Below are 16377 nucleotides of genomic sequence, written 5' to 3'. Positions count from 1 at the left end.
GTCACGCTCTTGAGCAAGCCTGCAACATAGGAACTGCTGTTGTGCGGGGGATTCAAAGGAATCTTGGTGCGCACCTCGCCAGGAAGCGAGTTCGTGTATCGGTTCGATCGGATCAAACCAAAATTTCGCCTACCTGCTTCAAAAGAAGGATGGCTGACCATCGATCACAGTGATGCCGCTGTAGGCGTCGTCGATGACGATCGAAAAATGCAGGTCGGGCGTGGGCCAGCTGACATAGCCGACAGGATCTGCAGCGATGCGCCCGTACAGAGTGATGTTGGGCTCCGAATGCTGCGCACGCGCAGCCGAATTCATGTTCGTTGACATCGTTCTCTCCCTTGATTGGCCAGTTGCCCTGGCAGGCCAGATCCATGATATCGGCTTGGACAGGTGCTGCCGGTTGGCCAAGGTCCCCACTTGGGGCCAGGGTCCGGGCCCTGGAGCACACCACAGAGATCAGCCTTGAAAGGCCATCCGTAGATGCTCAGCGCGCGGCGGCTGCACGCAATGCCTCGACCTGTTCCCTGTAGTTCTTCTCGAGGCGCTGCAGGCGCTTCTCGCGCGCCGCGTCGTTGACCCAGGCGGCGGCCATGGCGTTCTGCTTGCCGAGCTGGTATTCGAGCGCGGCCTCGGGCAGCAGCGCGCTGTCATCGGCCGCGGCATAGCCGTAGGCCGCGCGCAGGGTCTTCAGCACTTCTCGCTCGGCGTCGCCGCGCGCGCCCTTGGCCTTGCCATAGCCGGTCAGGAAGCTCTGCAGCCGCGCCTGGAACTCCGGCGGGTAGTCGCGCCGCACCACCATCGGCGCGCCGGGCGGCTGCTCCGATTGCCAAACCACCTGCAGCCGCTCGGCTTCCACCGGGAACTGCTGGCGAAAGCGCTCGAAGTCGGTGGTGTTGTTGGTGGCCACGTCGGCATCGCCGTTCGCCACCGCCAGCGCGGTAGCCTGATGGGTGCCGACGAACTCGCTGCGAAAGCGCGTCTCCATCTCGATGTTGTGCGGCAGGAAGAGCTGGCTCTGCGGCACGATGAAGCCGGTGACCGAACGGCTGTCGCCGCGCGCGAGCCGCCATTTCTCGGGCTGCGCGAGCACGCCTTCGAGCGTGTTGAGCGGCCCGTCCTTGCGCACCAGCAGCACGGCGCGGTGCTCGGGCACGCTGGGGTGCCGCGCGATCTGCGCCACCACCTTCATGCGCCGCTGCATCACGGCGTCGAGCGCCATCTTGGCCGAGAGGAAGGCCATGTCGATCTCGTCGCGGCCGATGGCACGGTCCAGCTCCTCGTACGTCGGCACCGAATAGGCGCTCACCGGAATGCCGAGGCTGCGGCTCATGTCGGCCATGAGCGGCGTCCACAGCGCGCGCGATTCGACAGCGCCGCCCAGCGGCAGCACGCCGAAGCGGATCATCCTGACGGCCGGCGGCACAGGGGCGGCCTTGTCGGTCTTCTCGGTCGATGCGGCGGCGCCCGCACCCTGCGCCATGGCCATCAAGGGCCCGGCAAGCACGGCGGCCAGAAAAGCCAGCAGCCACCATGGCGGGACCAACGCGCGCAAGGGCTTCATCACGGTGTCGTGTCCCTGAGCACGGTGACCTGGTCCGCATAGCCGCTCTCGATGCGCTGCAGGCGGGCCTGGCGCGCGGCGTCGTTCACCCATTGCGCGGTCATGGCGTTCTGCCTGGCGAGCTGGTAGGCCAGCTTGGCCGCGGGCTGCAGCGAGCTGTTGTCGGCGGCCACGAAGCCGGCCAGGTCGTGCAGCGACTTGAGCACCGCGCGCTCGGCGTCGCCGCGCGGCCCCTTGGCGCGGCCGTAGCCGACCAGGAAGGCCTGCACGCGCTTGCGCAGTTCGGGCGGGTATTCGCGGCGCACCACGATCTGGGCATGCGGGATCAGCTCCGACTCCCACAGCACCTGCAGGCGCTCCGTCTCGGCCGGAAAGCGCAGCTTGAAGCGCTCGAAGTCGGCCGAGTTGTTGGTGGCCACGTCGGCCTCGCTGTTGGCCACGGCCAGCGCATTGGTCTGGTGGGTGCCCACGGTCTCGCTGAGAAAGCGCGTCTCCATCGCGATGTGGTTCGGCAGGAAGAGCTGCAGCTGCGGCACGATGAAGCCCGACACCGACTGCTTCTCTCCACGCGCCAGCCGCCAGCGCTCCGGCTGCTCCAGCATGTTCTTCAACGAATTGAAGGGCGGCGCCTTGCGCGCCAGCAGCAGCGCCCGGTAGCCGGGCAGGCCGTCGTGCCGCACCACCTGCGCCACCACCTTCATGCGGCGCTGGGTCACGGCGTCGAGCGCCATCTTTCCCGACAGGAAGGCCATGTCGACCTCGTCGCGCTGGATGGCCTGCTCCAGCGCCTCGTACGAGTTGACCGACAGCACGCTCACCGGGCGGTCGATGGCGCGGCTCAGCTCGGCCAGCAGCGGGTCCCAGTCGTTGCGCGACTCGAAGGCGCCTCCAAGCGGCAGGATGCCGAAGCGAACCGGCCCGTCCAGCGCGCCGGCCTGGGCCGAGGCCCACAGCGGCAGCCCCACGAACAATGCCAGCGCCGCCGCACGGAGGGCGCCTGGCAAATCGGCAAATCGGCGCATGGAAGCCTGCATTTGTGGGCCTGGGACAAAGGGCCGTTGCGCAGCGGCGGGTCTAACATGGGCAGCGCGGACGCCATTAAATATCAAATACATGCAAGTTTCGTGATGTTTTTCCTGCCTTCCCAGTTCCGGGTTGCCCCTCTAAGCTCGGCGCCCATGCTTGCAATGCCCTTATGAACTGGAACTTCCGCGTCCTGCGCGGCCTGGCCCGCCTGACCTTCGCCCAGCAGCTGATCCTGCTGGCACTGGTGCCGGCAACGCTGGCCACGCTCGCGGCAATCACCGTGCTGACGCGGCAGCACCTGGGCAATCTCACCGAACTGATGCGCGCCAATGCGCAGACGGTGGCCCTGCAGGTGGCCACGGTGGCGCAGGCGCCGCTGGCGCGCATGGACCGCCGCGCGCTGGCGCGCACCGCCCAGTCGGGCACCTACCAGCCCAACGTGCAGCAGGTGCAGATCTGGACGGAGGACGGCGAGATCGTGGCCAATTCCGAAACCGTCGACCGCGTCCGCGGCGACGGCCTGCAGGTGGTGGTGCCCATCGTGGGCGACGACGGCCGGCACACCGGCCAGGTGATGGTCGAGATGAGCCTGGCCGCGGTGCAGAGCGCGCGGCGCTCGGTCTGGTTCAACGTGGGGCTGGTGCTGGCGATCAGCCTCGCCGGCGTGGCCCTGGCGGGCTGGTGGGCGGCGCGCCGCATCAGCGAGCCGATCCGTGCGCTCGGCGAGGCGGTCGATCGCCTCGGCGCGGGCGAGGACGCGAGCGTGGCCGTCGAGGGCACGTCCGAGGTGCGCCACCTGCAGCAGGGCTTCAACCAGGCCGCGCGCGCGCTCGCCGAAAGCCACCGGCTGCTGCAAAGCCGCATCAACGAGGCCACGGCCGAGCTGGCGCGCAAGAACCAGCAGCTCGAGGTGGCGAGCCAGGCCAAGACCCGCCTGCTGGCCGCCGCCAGCCACGACCTGCGCCAGCCGCTGCACGCGCTCACGCTGTTTTCCGACGGCCTGGCCAACGGCGAGACCGACCCGGTGAAGCTGCAGCGCATCGGCCACATCCGCGAGTGCGTCGATTCGCTGGACCGGCTGTTCTCCGAGCTGCTGAACCTGTCGCAGCTCGACGCGGGCGTGCTGCAGCCGCAGTGGATCGACTTCCCGCTCGACCGGCTGTTCGAGGAGATCAGCCGCAACTTCCGTCCGGTGGCCGAGCAGCAGGGCCTGCGGCTGGTGGCGCGCAAGACCGACCTGTGGGTGCGCTGCGACTACGTGATGCTCTCGCGCATCCTGAACAACCTGGTGTCGAACTCGCTGCGCCACACCATCGAGGGCGGCGTGCTGATCGGCGCGCGTCGGCGCGGCCGTGGCGTGCGCATCGACGTGGTCGACACCGGCGTGGGCATTGCCACGCATCACCAGGCCCGTGTGTTCGAGGAGTTCTACCAGGTGGAGCCCACCGGCCGCCAGGCGGCGCGCGGCGCGCGCGGCATGGGGCTGGGCCTGGCCACGGTGCAGCGGCTGGCCGAGCTGCTCAACACCCGCGTCGAACTGAGCTCGAAGCTGCACAAGGGCACCTGCGTGCGGGTGCTGGTGCGTTCGGCGCCGCCCGCGCTGCCGGCACCGGCGGTGTCGCCCGCCGCTGCCGCCATCGAGGAGGAAGAGAGCCTGGCCAACGTGCGCATCCTCGTGATCGACGACGAGCGCACCATCCTCGAGGGCCTGACGGTGGTGCTCTCCAACTGGGGCGCCGAGGTGCTGCCCGCGCAGACCCGCGCCGAGGCGCTGGCACTCGCCGATACCTGGGCGCAGCCGCCCGACATGGTGATCAGCGACCTGCTGCTGCAGGGCGGCGACAACGGGCTCGACGTGATCGGCGCGCTCGAGCGCCATCCGCGCGGCATCGGCGCCGGTACCGCGCGCCTGCTCGTTACCGGCGAGACCAAGCCCGACCGGTTGCGCGAAGTGGCGAGTGCAGGCATCGCGGTGCTCTACAAGCCGGTGTCGCCGCGCGTGCTGCGCCAGGCCATTCAAGCGCAGCGCGCGGCCGCCGCGCAAATGGTAGGTGCATAGGTAGTCCGTCGGACATAGGCCGAGCGGCTGCAATGGTGTGAGTTTCGTCACACTGGCAGGCGCCTGCCAGCGCTGACATAAGCCCTCTGCCTTATCGCGCGAAGCGGGGGGCGTCCTTACATTGGACCATCGCTCCCTCGCTGCGAAAGCAGTCCATGTTTGTTGCCGTGAAGTCCTTCTTCTCGCCCCTCTACGGAAGGTTGCGCCGCGCGGCCGGTGCCGCGCTGGCCGCGGGCTTGGCCTGGGGCGCCGGCAGCAGCGCCACGGCGGCGAGCCTCACGGTGCTGATGGGCGACGACGTCGCGGCGTCTTCCGAATTCGTGCAGCGGCTGCGCGCGGACCAGGAGCCGGGCGGCAGGTTCGAGCTGGTGCGACTCGCGCCGGGCGGCGCCGATCCGCAAGCGTCGACGGAAGCTGCGGACGCCGAGCGCACGGCGAACTCCGGCGTGCGCACGCGCAGGCTGCGCACCGCCTCCGATGCTCCGCTCACCATGGCTGTCGGCCCCGCCGCCGCGCGCGCCGCCGTCGAGCGGCCGGGCCACGAGCCGCTGGTGCTGGCGATGCTGAGCCGGCTCGAGTACGAAACCCTGAAGGCCGCCAGCCCCGCCCTGCGGCGCGGCGACCGGCGCGTGGGCGTGCTGCTGCGCGACCCGGCCATGGCCGATCAGCTCGCGCTGATCAACGCGGTGCTTCTGCGGCAGCACCGCGTGGGCGTGGTCGCCACGCCCGAATCGGAGCCGCTGGTGCGCGAGCTGCAGCGCGCGGCACAGGGCGCGAACCCGGCCTGGGAGCTGCGCGTGGAGTACGCACCCGACGCCAGGTCGCTCGCCGCCGCACTGCGCCTCGTGGTGCCGCAGAGCGACGCGCTGATGGTGCTGCCCGACCTGATCGGCGACAACCAGGCGGCCACGCTCTCGGTGCTTCGTGCCGGGGCGGGCGCGGGCCTGCCGGTGTTCGGCGCCAGCGAAGGGCTGGTGCGCTCGGGTGGCCTGGCGGCGGCGGTCTCGACGCCGTCGCAGCTCGCACAGCAGGCGCGGCTGCTCGGCCAGAAGGTGGCGGGTGCGAGCGTGGGTGCCGGTGCGGGCGGCAGCAGCAACAACGTGCCACTGGTGGAAGCCGCAACGCCCGCCACTGTGCGCGTCAACGCCACCGTGGCGCGCGGACTCGGCCTGCGACTGCCGGAGGAACGGGAACTGGCCGACCGCCTCGCGCCCCCACGATGAGCACCGCACCGCCTTCCCACGGTCCGGTAGCACCCCGGGGGACGCCGGTGTCGTCCCCAACACCGCCGCCGCTCCAGTCTCCCCACACGCTGACCGTGCGCGGCAACCTGCAGCACGACCTGTTCCGCCTTGGCGTGGTGCCGTGCGCGGCGGTGGCGCTGGCGCTCACCGGCTGGTTCACGCACAACCGGCTGCACACCCTCGAAGATGCCTTCGATGCCGAAGGCCAGGCCGTGGCGCGGCAGGTGGCGGCCATGTCCGACCTGAGCCTCTATGCCGGCGACCTGCCGGCGCTGCAGAACGTGGCCAATGCCGCGCTGCGCGGCGGCCAGGTGACGCGCGTGGAAATCAGCAACAGCGCGGGCGTCTACGTCACGGCCGGCCCCAAGACGCCGCCGCTGGCGCAGCTGCGCATGTTCACCGCGCCGGTCACGCTGCGCGAAGCCTCGCGCGCCAGCGCCTTCGCGCCGGCCGGATCCTCCGCGGGGGGCGACACTCCCATCGGCCTGGTGCAGACGTTCCGCGACACCACCGCCTACACGCGCGAGCGCAGCCGCTCGCTGTTCGCGGGCATCGGCATCGCGCTCGTCGCGCTGGTGGCGGCGTGGGCCTCGGTGCGGCACATGGCGCGCACGGTGACGCGGCCATTGCGGCGCGTGTCGCGCACGGTCGCCGCGCTGGAGTCGGGGCACTTCGAGGCGCGCTGCGACGTGGTCGAGGACAGCACGCGCGACACGCACGAACTCGCGGTGCTCGCGCACGACATCGATCGCCTCGCCGAGCGCCTGCAGAGCAACCGCCAGCTCAGCGAGGAGCGCGTGCGCGAGGCCACCGCCGTCGCGCTGCAGCGCATGGCCGAAGCCGAGCAGGCTGCGCTGTCGCGCGCGCGCTTCCTCGCGGCCGCGAGCCACGACCTGCGCCAGCCGCTGCATGCCATGGGCCTGTTCATCGACGGCCTGCTGCCCGGCGCCTCGCCCGCGCAGCGCCCGGCCGTGCTGCGGCTGCAGGAGAGCACGGAGTTCATGGGCGTGCTGCTCGACGACCTGCTCGAGATCTCGCGGCTCGATGCGCAGGTGCTGACCCCGGCGATCACCAACGTGGCGCTGTCCGCGCTGTTCGACCAGCTCGATGCGCAGCATGCCGCCATCGCCGCGCAGGCGCGCGTACGTCTGCGCTGGAGCGGCCGCGGCCTGGCCGTGCGCACCGATGCGGCGATGCTGCAGCGCATCGTCGGCAACCTCGTGGCCAACGCGCTGCGCCATGCGCCCGAGGGCGGCACGGTGCTGGTGGCCGCGCGGCGCAGCACGGCCGGCGTGCGCATCGAGGTGCGCGACAACGGCGTGGGCATCGCGCCGATCCACCAGGGCCGCATCTTCGAGGAGTTCTACCAGGTGGCCAACACCGAGCGCGACCGGCGCCGCGGCTTCGGGCTGGGGCTGGCCATCTGCGCGCGCATCGCTGCGCTGCTGGGCACGCGCATCACCGTGCGCTCCGCGCTGCAGGCGGGCAGCACCTTCGCCTTCACGCTGCCCGCGGCACGGCTGGCCGACGTGACGCCGCCCGACGCGCCACAGCAGGCCCCCGCGCCCCTGGCCGGCCTGCGCTGCCTGGTGGTGGACGACGACCCCGCCATCCTCGACGGCAGCCGCGCCCTGCTGGCGCAATGGGGCTGCGAGGTCGAATGCGTGAACACCGGCGCCGAGGCCATCGCGCGGCTGGGTACCGGCGACATCCGCTACGACGCCGTGCTGTGCGACCTGCAGCTGGCCGGCGATGGCGACGGCGTGGACGTGATCGACGCCGCCAAGCGCCTGCAGCCCGATGCGCTCGCGGTGCTGGTGTCGGGCGCCACCGGGCCCGATGTGCTGCAGCGGCTGCGCCAGGGCGGCGTGATGCTGCTGACCAAGCCGGTTGCGCCGGCCAAGCTGCGCGCGCTGCTGACCACGCGGCGGCACGTGCACGCGAACTGACCTCCTTCAAGGAAACCTGCCGATGCTCGAACTCGCCGCCCTGAAAGACATCCGTCCCTTCGTCGTGACGCTGTTCTGGCTCGACGCCGACATCGGCTTCAAGCCCGAGGCGGCGCGCGGCGGTCCACCGGCATGAACGACGAAGCACTGGCCAGGCTGCTTGCGCTCGATCGCCCCACCCAGGTGGTCGACGTCGGCGCGAACCCGATCGACGGCGAGCCGCCCTACCGCGCGATGCTGGCGGCCGGCCAGTGCCGCGTGACCGGCTTCGAGCCGCAGCCCGACGCGCTGCGCGCATTGCGGCGGCGGCGGGGCACGATGGAGCGCTACTTCCCGTGGGCCGTGGGCGACGGCCGGACACACACGCTCCACGTGTGCGCCGCTCCCGGCATGACCAGCCTGCTCGAACCCGACCCGGCCGCGCTCGCGCTGTTCGACCTGCTGCGGCCGATGGCCCAGGTGGTGGCGCGCGTTGCGGTGCAGACGCGCCGGCTTGACGACATGGAAGAAGTCGAGCACCTCGACTTCCTGAAGATCGACGCGCAAGGCAGCGAGCTGGCGGTGCTGCGCGCAGGCGCGGTCCGGCTGGCGCAGGCCGTCGCGGTGCAGACCGAGGTGTCGTTCGTGCCGATCTACCAGGGGCAGGCATCGATCGGCGACATTGACCTCGAGCTGCGCCGCCAGGGCTTCCTGCCGCATTGCCTGGCCGAACTCAAGCACTGGCCGGTGGCGCCGTGCGTGGTCAACGGTGATCCGTGCCAGCCGCTGCACCAACTGCTCGAAGCCGACCTGGTCTACGTGCGCGACATCACGCGGCCCGACGCCATGAGCGACGCACAGCTCAAGCACCTGGCCATGCTGGCGCACTGGTGCTTCCGCTCCTTCGACCTGGCGCTGCGCTGCGTGCTGCTGCTGGAGCAGCGCGGCGCGCTGGCCGAAGGCACGCAGGCGCGCTACCTGCGGCTGGCCGCGCGCGCGGCCCTGCCGCCGGCGGCCCACTAAAGCGCTGAGCAGCAAGCAGCGAGGGCTCAGGCCGTCGTCTCGGCCCGCGAGAACTGCCGGCGATACGCCGTCGGCGACACCTTGAACGCGGTGGTGAAATGCTTGCGCAGCGACACCGCCGAACCAAAGCCGGCGCCGGTCGCCACGCGCTCGACCGGATGGTCCGTGGTCTCCAGCAGCCGCTGCGCCAGCGCGAGGCGCTGGTTCTGCACCCACCGGCCCACGGTCGTGCCGGTGGATTCGCGAAAGCGCCGCGTGAAATTGCGTCGGCTCATGAGCGCGCGCCGCGCGAGGTCGTCCAGCTCATGCGACGTATCGAGGTGCTTGCCCAGCCACTCCAGCAGTGGCGCAAGGCGATCGCGCTCGGCCGCGGCGGGCACGGGCTGCTCGATGTACTGCGCCTGCCCGCCCTGCCGGTGCGGCGCGGTTGGCCGTCTCGGCGCCGTAGCGCACGCGCAGCAGGTGCAAGCAGCAGTCGATGCCCGCGGCCGTACCGGCGGAGGTGAGCACGCTGCCATCGTCCACGTACAGCACCTCGGGCTGCAGCCGCACCTGCGGGTACTGCTTCGCGAAGGCCGCAGCCAGCTTCCAGTGCGTGGTGGCGGGCCGGCCGTCGAGCAAGCCCGCCTCGGCCAGCACGAAGGCCCCCAGGCACAGGCCGACCACGGTGGCGCCGCGCCGGTGCGCAGCCTGCAGCGCGCGGATCAACGCGGGCGGCGCCGCGCTGCCGTCGTCGCGCCATGAAGGCACCACCACGATCTGCGCGCGGCGGATGGCCTCCAGCCCGTGCGGCACCCCGAGCGTGAAGCCCGCGTTGGTCTGCAGCGGGCCGGGCTCTGGCGCACACACCCGCAGGCGGAAGCGCGGTGCGCCGCTCTCGGTGCGGTCTTCGCCAAACACCATGCACGGCACGGACAGGTGAAAGGGGCTGATGCCGTCGAAGGCGACGACGGCGATGGTTTCGGTGGCTGGCACTGGCATGGCCCGATCTTATCGATGAATGGCTTTCGGGCCACTTTCTCCGGACTGCGCAACAGCGAAGAATCGGGCCATCCGAACCACACAAGAGAAGGAGCCTTTCATGAGCAGCAACACCGCCCCGCGCCGCGCCCTCGTCGTGATCGACGTGCAGAACGAATACTTCGAAGGCGGCGGCCTGCCGATCGAGTACCCGCCCATCGAAGACACGCTGCCGAACGTGACGAAGGCCATGGACGCGGCACTCGCCGCCGGCACACCCGTCGTCGTGGTGCGCCACCATGCCCCCAAGGGCGCGCCGGTGTTCCAGGCCGATACCCACAACGGCCAGCTGCACCCCGAGATCGCGAAGCGGCCGCGCGACCACCTCGTCACCAAGAGCTTCCCGAGCGTGTTCACCGGCACCGACTTCGCCGACTGGCTCGCGCGCCACGAGATCGACACGCTGAGCGTGGCCGGCTACATGACGCAGAACTGCGATGCCTCCACCGTGTACGAGGCCATGCACCGCGGCCTGAACGTGGAGTTCCTGTCCGACGCCAGCGGCGCGCTGCCGTACGAGAACGCCGCGGGCAAGGTCACGGCCGAGGAGATCCATCGCGTCTTCAGCGTGGTGTTCCACAGCAACTTCGCGGCCGTGACCACGACCGCGGCATGGATCGCCGCGATGCAGGAAGGCCAGGCGATCCCGAAGGACAACGTCGTGATGTCCAACCGCCGCGCACTCGGCGTCTGAGCGGCTTCGTTCAGAAGTCCGCGCAGCCGTTGCGCTTCTCGGTGTCCACGCAGTTCAGCAGGTTGGGCCGAGAGCGCACGCGGGACCATTCGCGCGCCAGCAGGTCGCCGCCCTGCTGCGCACGGTCGCCCTCCAGCGGCCCGGTGGCAAAGCAGATCGGCGGCGCGCCGAGGTTGCGGTCGAAGGTGTAGGTGTTGGTGTTGGGCAGCTCGCGCACCAGGTCCGCGCTCGGAAAGTCCGGCCGGCGCAGGTTCGCCGTCACGGTCAGCGTCCCCGGCACCACGTCCACCGCATAGCCGGCCGCCGAAGTGAAGCTGCCGGTGATCGGATAGCGCCCCGCAGGGCTGAAGGCGCCCGCCGAGCTCGCGGGCGTGCCCAGGAAGCCGGCCGCGCCGTCGCCCAGGATCAGCCCGCCGATGGTGAAGCCGAAGGGCGGGTTGGCCATGCCGAAGGGCCGGCTGGCGTCGCCGATGACCACCGTGGCCCGCGGCTGCTGGGCGTAGATGAAGTGGTTGTCGCCCGGCGTGATGCTCACGGTGCACAGGCCCAGGTAGGCGCAGTGGTACAGGTTGGGCGTGGCGCCCGAGCCGGCGATGCCGCCGCGCGACTCGCCCAGCCAGGTGTCGGCCCAGATGCGCCAGGGCGCGCCGCCGACGCTGCCGCCGCCCGCATTCTGGAAGCGTGACGCAGCGACCAGGTCGGCGCCCGAGGTGCTGGTGACGGCGGTGTCCAGCGTGAGATCGCCCGAGAGCGTGCGCACGAACACCGTGTCGGCGGCCATCGAGGTGGCCGACACCACCTGCGGCTGGTTGGTCCCGGCGTCGAAGCCGGTGACCGAGAGCGCGCCGACGCGCACGCCATCCACGTCCTGATAGCGGAAGGCGCCGGCAGCGCCGCCACCCAGCGTGTTCTCGCTCACGTTGTTGGCTGCCTGGTCCAGCAGCACGCTGCCGCGGCTGGAGCGCGCCAGCAGGTGCTGGGCGGTGATCGGTGCTTTCACCGTCTGCGTGATGTCGCCGGCCGAGAGCAGGCCCAGGCGGTCCGCCGTGACGGCGCCGTTCAGCACGATGCCGCCCGTGCCGTCGCCCTGGCCTTCGTTCTGCAGCGTGAGTGCGCCGCCGGTCGCCACCGGGCCGGCCACGGTGATGGTGCCGTCGTGCGTGCTGCTGCCCACCACCACTGTCGGCGCGCTCAACCGCGACAGCAGCGCATCCGACAGCGTGAACCCGGGCCCCGCCGCGCCTCCGACGGTGATGCCGGTGCTCGTGGCGTCGTAGGCGTTGAGCGCCCCGTCCATGCCGCCCGGCCGCAGGTTGATGACGCCGGCGGCGCTCACCGGCGCATCGATTACCAGGGCCGGCGCGCTGCCGTCGTTGCTGGCGCGCAGCACCAGGTTGCCGCTGCTTTGCACCTGCGGCACCGCGCCGGGATCGCCGGTGAACGACGAGATGCCGGGCTGGATCGATACGCCGGGGGTGCCCTGCAGGGAGCTGCCCGTCAGCTCGATGCTGCCGCCGCCGGTGGTGGCCAGGCGCGCGCCGTCTTCCAGCCGCACGCCGCTGTCGGTGCCGTCGACCGGCGCGCTGGCAAACAGGCCCTGCAGCGCGATGTTGCCGCCGCCGGTGGTGATGCTGCTGCCGCCGGTGACCAGCACGCCGTGCGTCGCAAAGGACGCGTTCGAGCCGCGGTCGAAGTCCTGCACGCCCCGGATCAGCACGTTGCCGCTGGTGGTCGAGATGGCGGTGGAGACCGGGACACCCACGGCCCTCAGGAAGAGGGAGTCCAGCTGCACCGCGCTGCCGCTCTGGCCCGTGCCGCCGGTCCCCGTGATGGTCACGTCGCCGGTGGCGCTGTCGATGCGCGCTCCGTTGATGCTCACGCCGCCGCCGGCGATGCTCACGGCGCCGCCGGCGCCCGCATCGGACTGGCCGACGCGCGTGTCGATCTGGGTGCCCTGCAGCAGGACAAAACCCGAGGGCGCACCGGTCTGTCCGTTGAGGATCGACACCGCCCCGCCGTTGGTGATGATCCGGTTGTTGAACCTGCTGGTCACCGAATCGTAGATTCCGCCCACGCCATGCGCGTGGATGGACACCGCGCCGCCGCCCGTGTCGATGGTGCCGTCGACATCGATGTTGATGTCGCTGAACGCGGGGCTGCCGCCGGTGAAGCCGGAGTCCAGCGTCACGCCGCCGCCGCGCGTGTGCACATCGCCGCTGAGCGCGACGAACTGGGTGGTGCTTGGCCCGTCCGTCAGCAGGCGCAGCTCGCCGCCGCCGGTGTCGATGCTGGCGGAATTGAAAACCACTTCGGCATAGCCCGTGCCCGTGGCGTGCGCCAGCACGCGGCCCCCGTTGGTGGAGATGACGGCCTGATCGGCCCCCGTATTGCCGAAGTAATGGACGTAGCCCTCGAGCGCCCCGGCAGAACCGGCGTTGAAGATCACGTCCATCGGCCCCGTCGTCGAGCGGATGATGGGCGCCACATACGCACTGGAAAAGACACGGTCGCCGATCGAGTGCGCCGCATCCAGCTCGAACGCCAGTGGCGCGCTGCCCACCGTTCGCTCGATCAGCATGCCGCTGCCGAAGCGGATGTCGCCCGCGTCCGTGCCGCCGCTGCCCGTGGTGATGGTCACGCTCGTGCCGCTGTTCAGCGCGCTGTTGATGTCGCCGTCCTGGATGGTCGAGGTGGCCACCGGCTCGAAGGGATTGGTGGGCAGCGAGCCGCTGGCCGTCCCGTGTGCGATGGTCACGTCGTAGGGATCGATGATCCAACGGCCCGCCTGGCCCGCAGGGGCCGAGGCATCGACGCGGATGCCGCTCAGGTCGAACGAGCCGCCCGAGGTTTCGATCGTGCCGCCGTTGCCGCCGGCGCTGCCGCCCCTGGCTTCGAAATTGCCGAGGGCCCGGATCGAGTTGTCGCCCAAGACGGTGATGCGTCCGCCGTTGCCGCTGCCCAGGGCATTGGCCTGCAGGACGGCGCCGCCCTCGACCACCGCCACGCCGCTGCGGATGACGTCCGCCTGGGCCACCGCGTGCAGGTCGATGCTGCCGCCGCCGGTCAAGCCGCTGGCGTCGATGGCGCGGGGCAGGTCGGATTGGGCGGCAACCAGGATGTTGCGCCCCGTCACGTGGACGGTCCCGCCGGCACCGGCGTCGTTCGACACGTCGACCAGCGGCTGGTCGTAGCCGGTGGCCGCCAGGCGCACGTCGCCGAGGCCGGCGCCGATGCTCACCTGTCCTCCGTGCGCCACCAGGCTTCGGCCGCCGGCGACGTTGACCGCCCAGGCATCGAAGGTGTCCGGTGTGATGACGGGCGTTCCGTTGGCGTCGTTGACGACCTGGAAGCCCTGGCTGCCCGCGGTGCCGGTCACGCTCAGCGTCTGCCCCTGGCCGGCCTGGATGCTGCTGTCGGTGATGGCCGTGCCGTCGCCCGCCGCGAAGTGCGAGCCGATGACGGTGCCGCCGCTGTCCGTCACGCCGCCGAGCACCCCCATGAGGCCCAGGTCGTTGCGCAGCCCGGAAAGATCGCCGCCCTGGCCGGCGATGCTCACGCTGCCGCCGGTGCTGATGGCCGCGCCCGACAGCACCACGCCGGTGCCGGCGCCCAGCCCTGGGTCCTGGCCCGCGCCCTGGCCGTAGCCGTAGTAGGCGCCCGTCGGGTTGGCGCCGGCCGGGCTGCGCGAACTGCCCGCCAGCGTGATGGTGCCGCTGCCCGAGGTCAGCGTGGGCGCCCCACCCAGCGCCGAGGGCGACAGCGACAGGCCGGAAGCGCCGATGCCGCCGCGTCCGTCGAGATTGATCGCGCCGGCGCCGGTGGTCATCGAACCACCGACCATGTCGATGCCCGAATGGCTGACGTGGAGCGTGGTGGCGCCGGTGGCCACGCCCGCGCTGGTGTCGCCCTGCGCGCGCATCGTGATGCTGCCGCTGCCCCCGCAGGCTTCGCCCGGACTCACGGCGCAGGTGGAGAGTTTGCTGTCGGCCAGCAGGATCGCTGCCACGGGCTGCGTGGCAGGACTTGGGCCGACTTCGAGGCCGGAGGAGATTCCTCCGACCATCAGGCTGCCGATGGCGCGTCCGTTCTCCGCGTCGCTCTGGCCATAGAGGCGGATGTTGCCGCCGTCGGTCTGGACAGTCGCGCCGCTCAGGACGATGGTTCCGGCGCGGCCGGTGGTGGCCGTGTCGGGCAAAGGCCCCCCGAAGGCGTCGGCGTTGAGATCGACGTTCAGCGGGCCATTCTGGTTCGACAGGATGCTGCCGGACACCCCGATGTTGGTTCCCGAGTTCACCGCGAGCGTGGTGGCGCGGCTGTCGCCGTTCTTCACGATCTGCGCCCCGCTATCGATGCTCACGCCGTTGCCGCTGCGGGTCCAGCCCACCGGCTCCGTGTTCAGCCGCATGGCCTCGCTCGTGACACTCACATCGGTGCCCCGCCCGAGCGCGCCGCCGATGGCCTTGTCGCTGACCGCCGAGACGTCGGTGTAGGCCGCGAGGTTGTTCGTCACGGCCAGGTCGATCCTGGACTTCACCTCCCACAAGCCGTTCTGGCCGCTGGCGCCGCCGCTGGCATCGACGACCGTGTTTTCGTCCACCACCAGCCGGTCGCCGCCGAGGCCGGCGCCCACGCTTTCCGTCGTCACCGTGCCGCCGGCGCCGCTGCCCAGGCCGCGGGCCGTGAGCTGGCCCGAAATCTGCACGTTGCCGCCGCTCACACGCACCGTGCCGCCGGCCGCGCCGGCCTCCGCCGCGCTGGCGTCCAGCGTGCCGCTCGTCGCGACGCCGGCGCGCGAGACAAAGGCAGAGCCGATCCCCTCGAGCACGATCTCGCCGCCCCGGTTGACCAGCGAACGCGCCTGCACGGTGCCGCTCTGGTTGACCACCAGCTGGCCGTAGTCGGAAGCGCCCACCAGCACCACGCGGCCGCCGTCGGCGGCGATGGTGCCGGACCTCGCGTTCGCGCTGCCCACGGCCGGGCCGTTCATCACCTGTGCCGTGGTGCTGGCGTCGAGAAGGGGATCCGGGCCCGTCGTGGTGGTTTGCACCGCGCCAAGGTCGATGTGCATCAGCCCGTCGGCGGGCACGGTGAACCGGGTCAGCCCGTCGCCCTGGAAGTCCAGCGTCACCTTGGAGGCCGACACCAGCCCCACCGAACCCTGCGCCACGCTGATCTGGCCCTCGTTGCGCACGAGCGCGCCGATCAGCCCGGCCGTGCCGCCCTGGCCGACCTGGATGACCGCGCCGTCCTGCACCATCACGCGCGCGGTGCTGGTGGCATCGTTGACACCACCACCGAACAACAGTTGACTGCCCTTCCCCACCACGCTGACGTCCTTGGCGATCTGGCTGTCGCTGATGTCCAGCGTGGATGCCACCAGCCCGCCGACGTTCACCTGAGCGCCGTTGCCGAAGAGAATGCCCGAGGGGTTGACCACGAACACATGCCCGTTGGCCGACAGTGTGCCGTTGATGACCGACTGTTCGATCACTCCGCCGGTGCCCACCACCCGGTTGAGCATCACGCTCGCGGAGCCCATCTGCTGATTGATGTTGAGCGTATTGCCGCCGGCCAGCGAAAACGCACGCCAGTTGACGATCGCGTTCATCGTGGCCTGGTTGAGCGTCTGCCTGGTCGCCGTGCCATTGGGGCCGACGTTCACATTGCCGAACACCACGGCGCCGCTCTGGGGAAAGCCCGTCGGCAGGCTGAGCTGCGCCCAGGCCGGCACCATGCCCACACAGGCCAGCGACAGCGCCAGCGGCTGAAGGCGCCAGTGCCGCGGCAGGGCCTTCGCGGAAAGATCACGGTTTCTCATGGTG

The 16377-nt window shown here is 70.9% G+C and carries 9 protein-coding genes and 1 pseudogene; 5 read left to right on the top strand and 5 right to left on the bottom strand.

The features are described from left to right. Positions 1-138: 138 nt before the first annotated feature. The 3 genes from ACEN9N_RS27420 to phnD (ACEN9N_RS27410) all read right to left on the bottom strand — a co-directional run bounded on the left by ACEN9N_RS27420 (position 139) and on the right by phnD (ACEN9N_RS27410) (position 2595). Positions 139-327, bottom strand: a complete 189-nt coding sequence (locus tag ACEN9N_RS27420; RefSeq protein WP_495654979.1) for a hypothetical protein — start codon at positions 325-327, stop codon at positions 139-141. Positions 328-484: 157 nt separating this feature from the next. Beyond that, positions 485-1561, bottom strand: coding sequence for a phosphate/phosphite/phosphonate ABC transporter substrate-binding protein (phnD, locus tag ACEN9N_RS27415; protein ID WP_495656427.1), 1077 nt, complete (start codon positions 1559-1561; stop codon positions 485-487). Beyond that, positions 1561-2595, bottom strand: coding sequence for a phosphate/phosphite/phosphonate ABC transporter substrate-binding protein (gene phnD / locus ACEN9N_RS27410; RefSeq protein WP_413315277.1), 1035 nt, complete (start codon positions 2593-2595; stop codon positions 1561-1563). Before phnD (ACEN9N_RS27410) ends, phnD (ACEN9N_RS27415) begins: the two co-directional genes overlap by 1 nt. Before the next feature lie 161 nt (positions 2596-2756). On the opposite strand from phnD (ACEN9N_RS27410), the gene ACEN9N_RS27405 reads away from it, so the two are divergent. From ACEN9N_RS27405 to ACEN9N_RS27390, 4 genes are all read left to right on the top strand, one after another. Continuing rightward, positions 2757-4646, top strand: coding sequence for an ATP-binding response regulator (locus tag ACEN9N_RS27405; protein ID WP_413315278.1), 1890 nt, complete (start codon positions 2757-2759; stop codon positions 4644-4646). 155 nt (positions 4647-4801) lie between these two features. Continuing rightward, positions 4802-5869, top strand: coding sequence for an ABC transporter substrate binding protein (locus tag ACEN9N_RS27400; protein ID WP_495654978.1), 1068 nt, complete (start codon positions 4802-4804; stop codon positions 5867-5869). Beyond that, positions 5866-7839 (top strand): ATP-binding response regulator, encoded by a 1974-nt coding sequence (locus tag ACEN9N_RS27395; protein ID WP_495654977.1) that lies wholly within the window; start codon positions 5866-5868, stop codon positions 7837-7839. The genes ACEN9N_RS27400 and ACEN9N_RS27395 overlap by 4 nt, the downstream gene beginning before the upstream one ends. Before the next feature lie 132 nt (positions 7840-7971). After that, positions 7972-8841 carry an FkbM family methyltransferase gene (locus ACEN9N_RS27390; protein ID WP_495654976.1) on the top strand — a complete coding sequence of 290 codons (870 nt, stop codon included), beginning with the start codon at positions 7972-7974 and terminating at the stop codon, positions 8839-8841. 26 nt (positions 8842-8867) lie between these two features. Here ACEN9N_RS27390 and ACEN9N_RS27385 read toward each other — a convergent pair. Beyond that, positions 8868-9822, bottom strand: a pseudogene (locus ACEN9N_RS27385) (GlxA family transcriptional regulator). Between the two features lie 100 nt (positions 9823-9922). On the opposite strand from ACEN9N_RS27385, the gene ACEN9N_RS27380 reads away from it, so the two are divergent. Then, positions 9923-10555 (top strand): cysteine hydrolase family protein, encoded by a 633-nt coding sequence (locus tag ACEN9N_RS27380; RefSeq protein WP_495654975.1) that lies wholly within the window; start codon positions 9923-9925, stop codon positions 10553-10555. A gap of 10 nt (positions 10556-10565) precedes the next feature. Here ACEN9N_RS27380 and ACEN9N_RS27375 read toward each other — a convergent pair whose 3' ends face one another. Next, positions 10566-16373 (bottom strand): two-partner secretion domain-containing protein, encoded by a 5808-nt coding sequence (locus ACEN9N_RS27375; RefSeq protein ID WP_495654974.1) that lies wholly within the window; start codon positions 16371-16373, stop codon positions 10566-10568. Positions 16374-16377 lie beyond the last annotated feature (4 nt).

The sequence above is a fragment of the Variovorax sp. Varisp46 genome (genome assembly GCF_059491885.1).
Note: the sequence above shows the minus strand (reverse complement) of the source record. Positions and strands in the feature narration are given on the sequence as shown.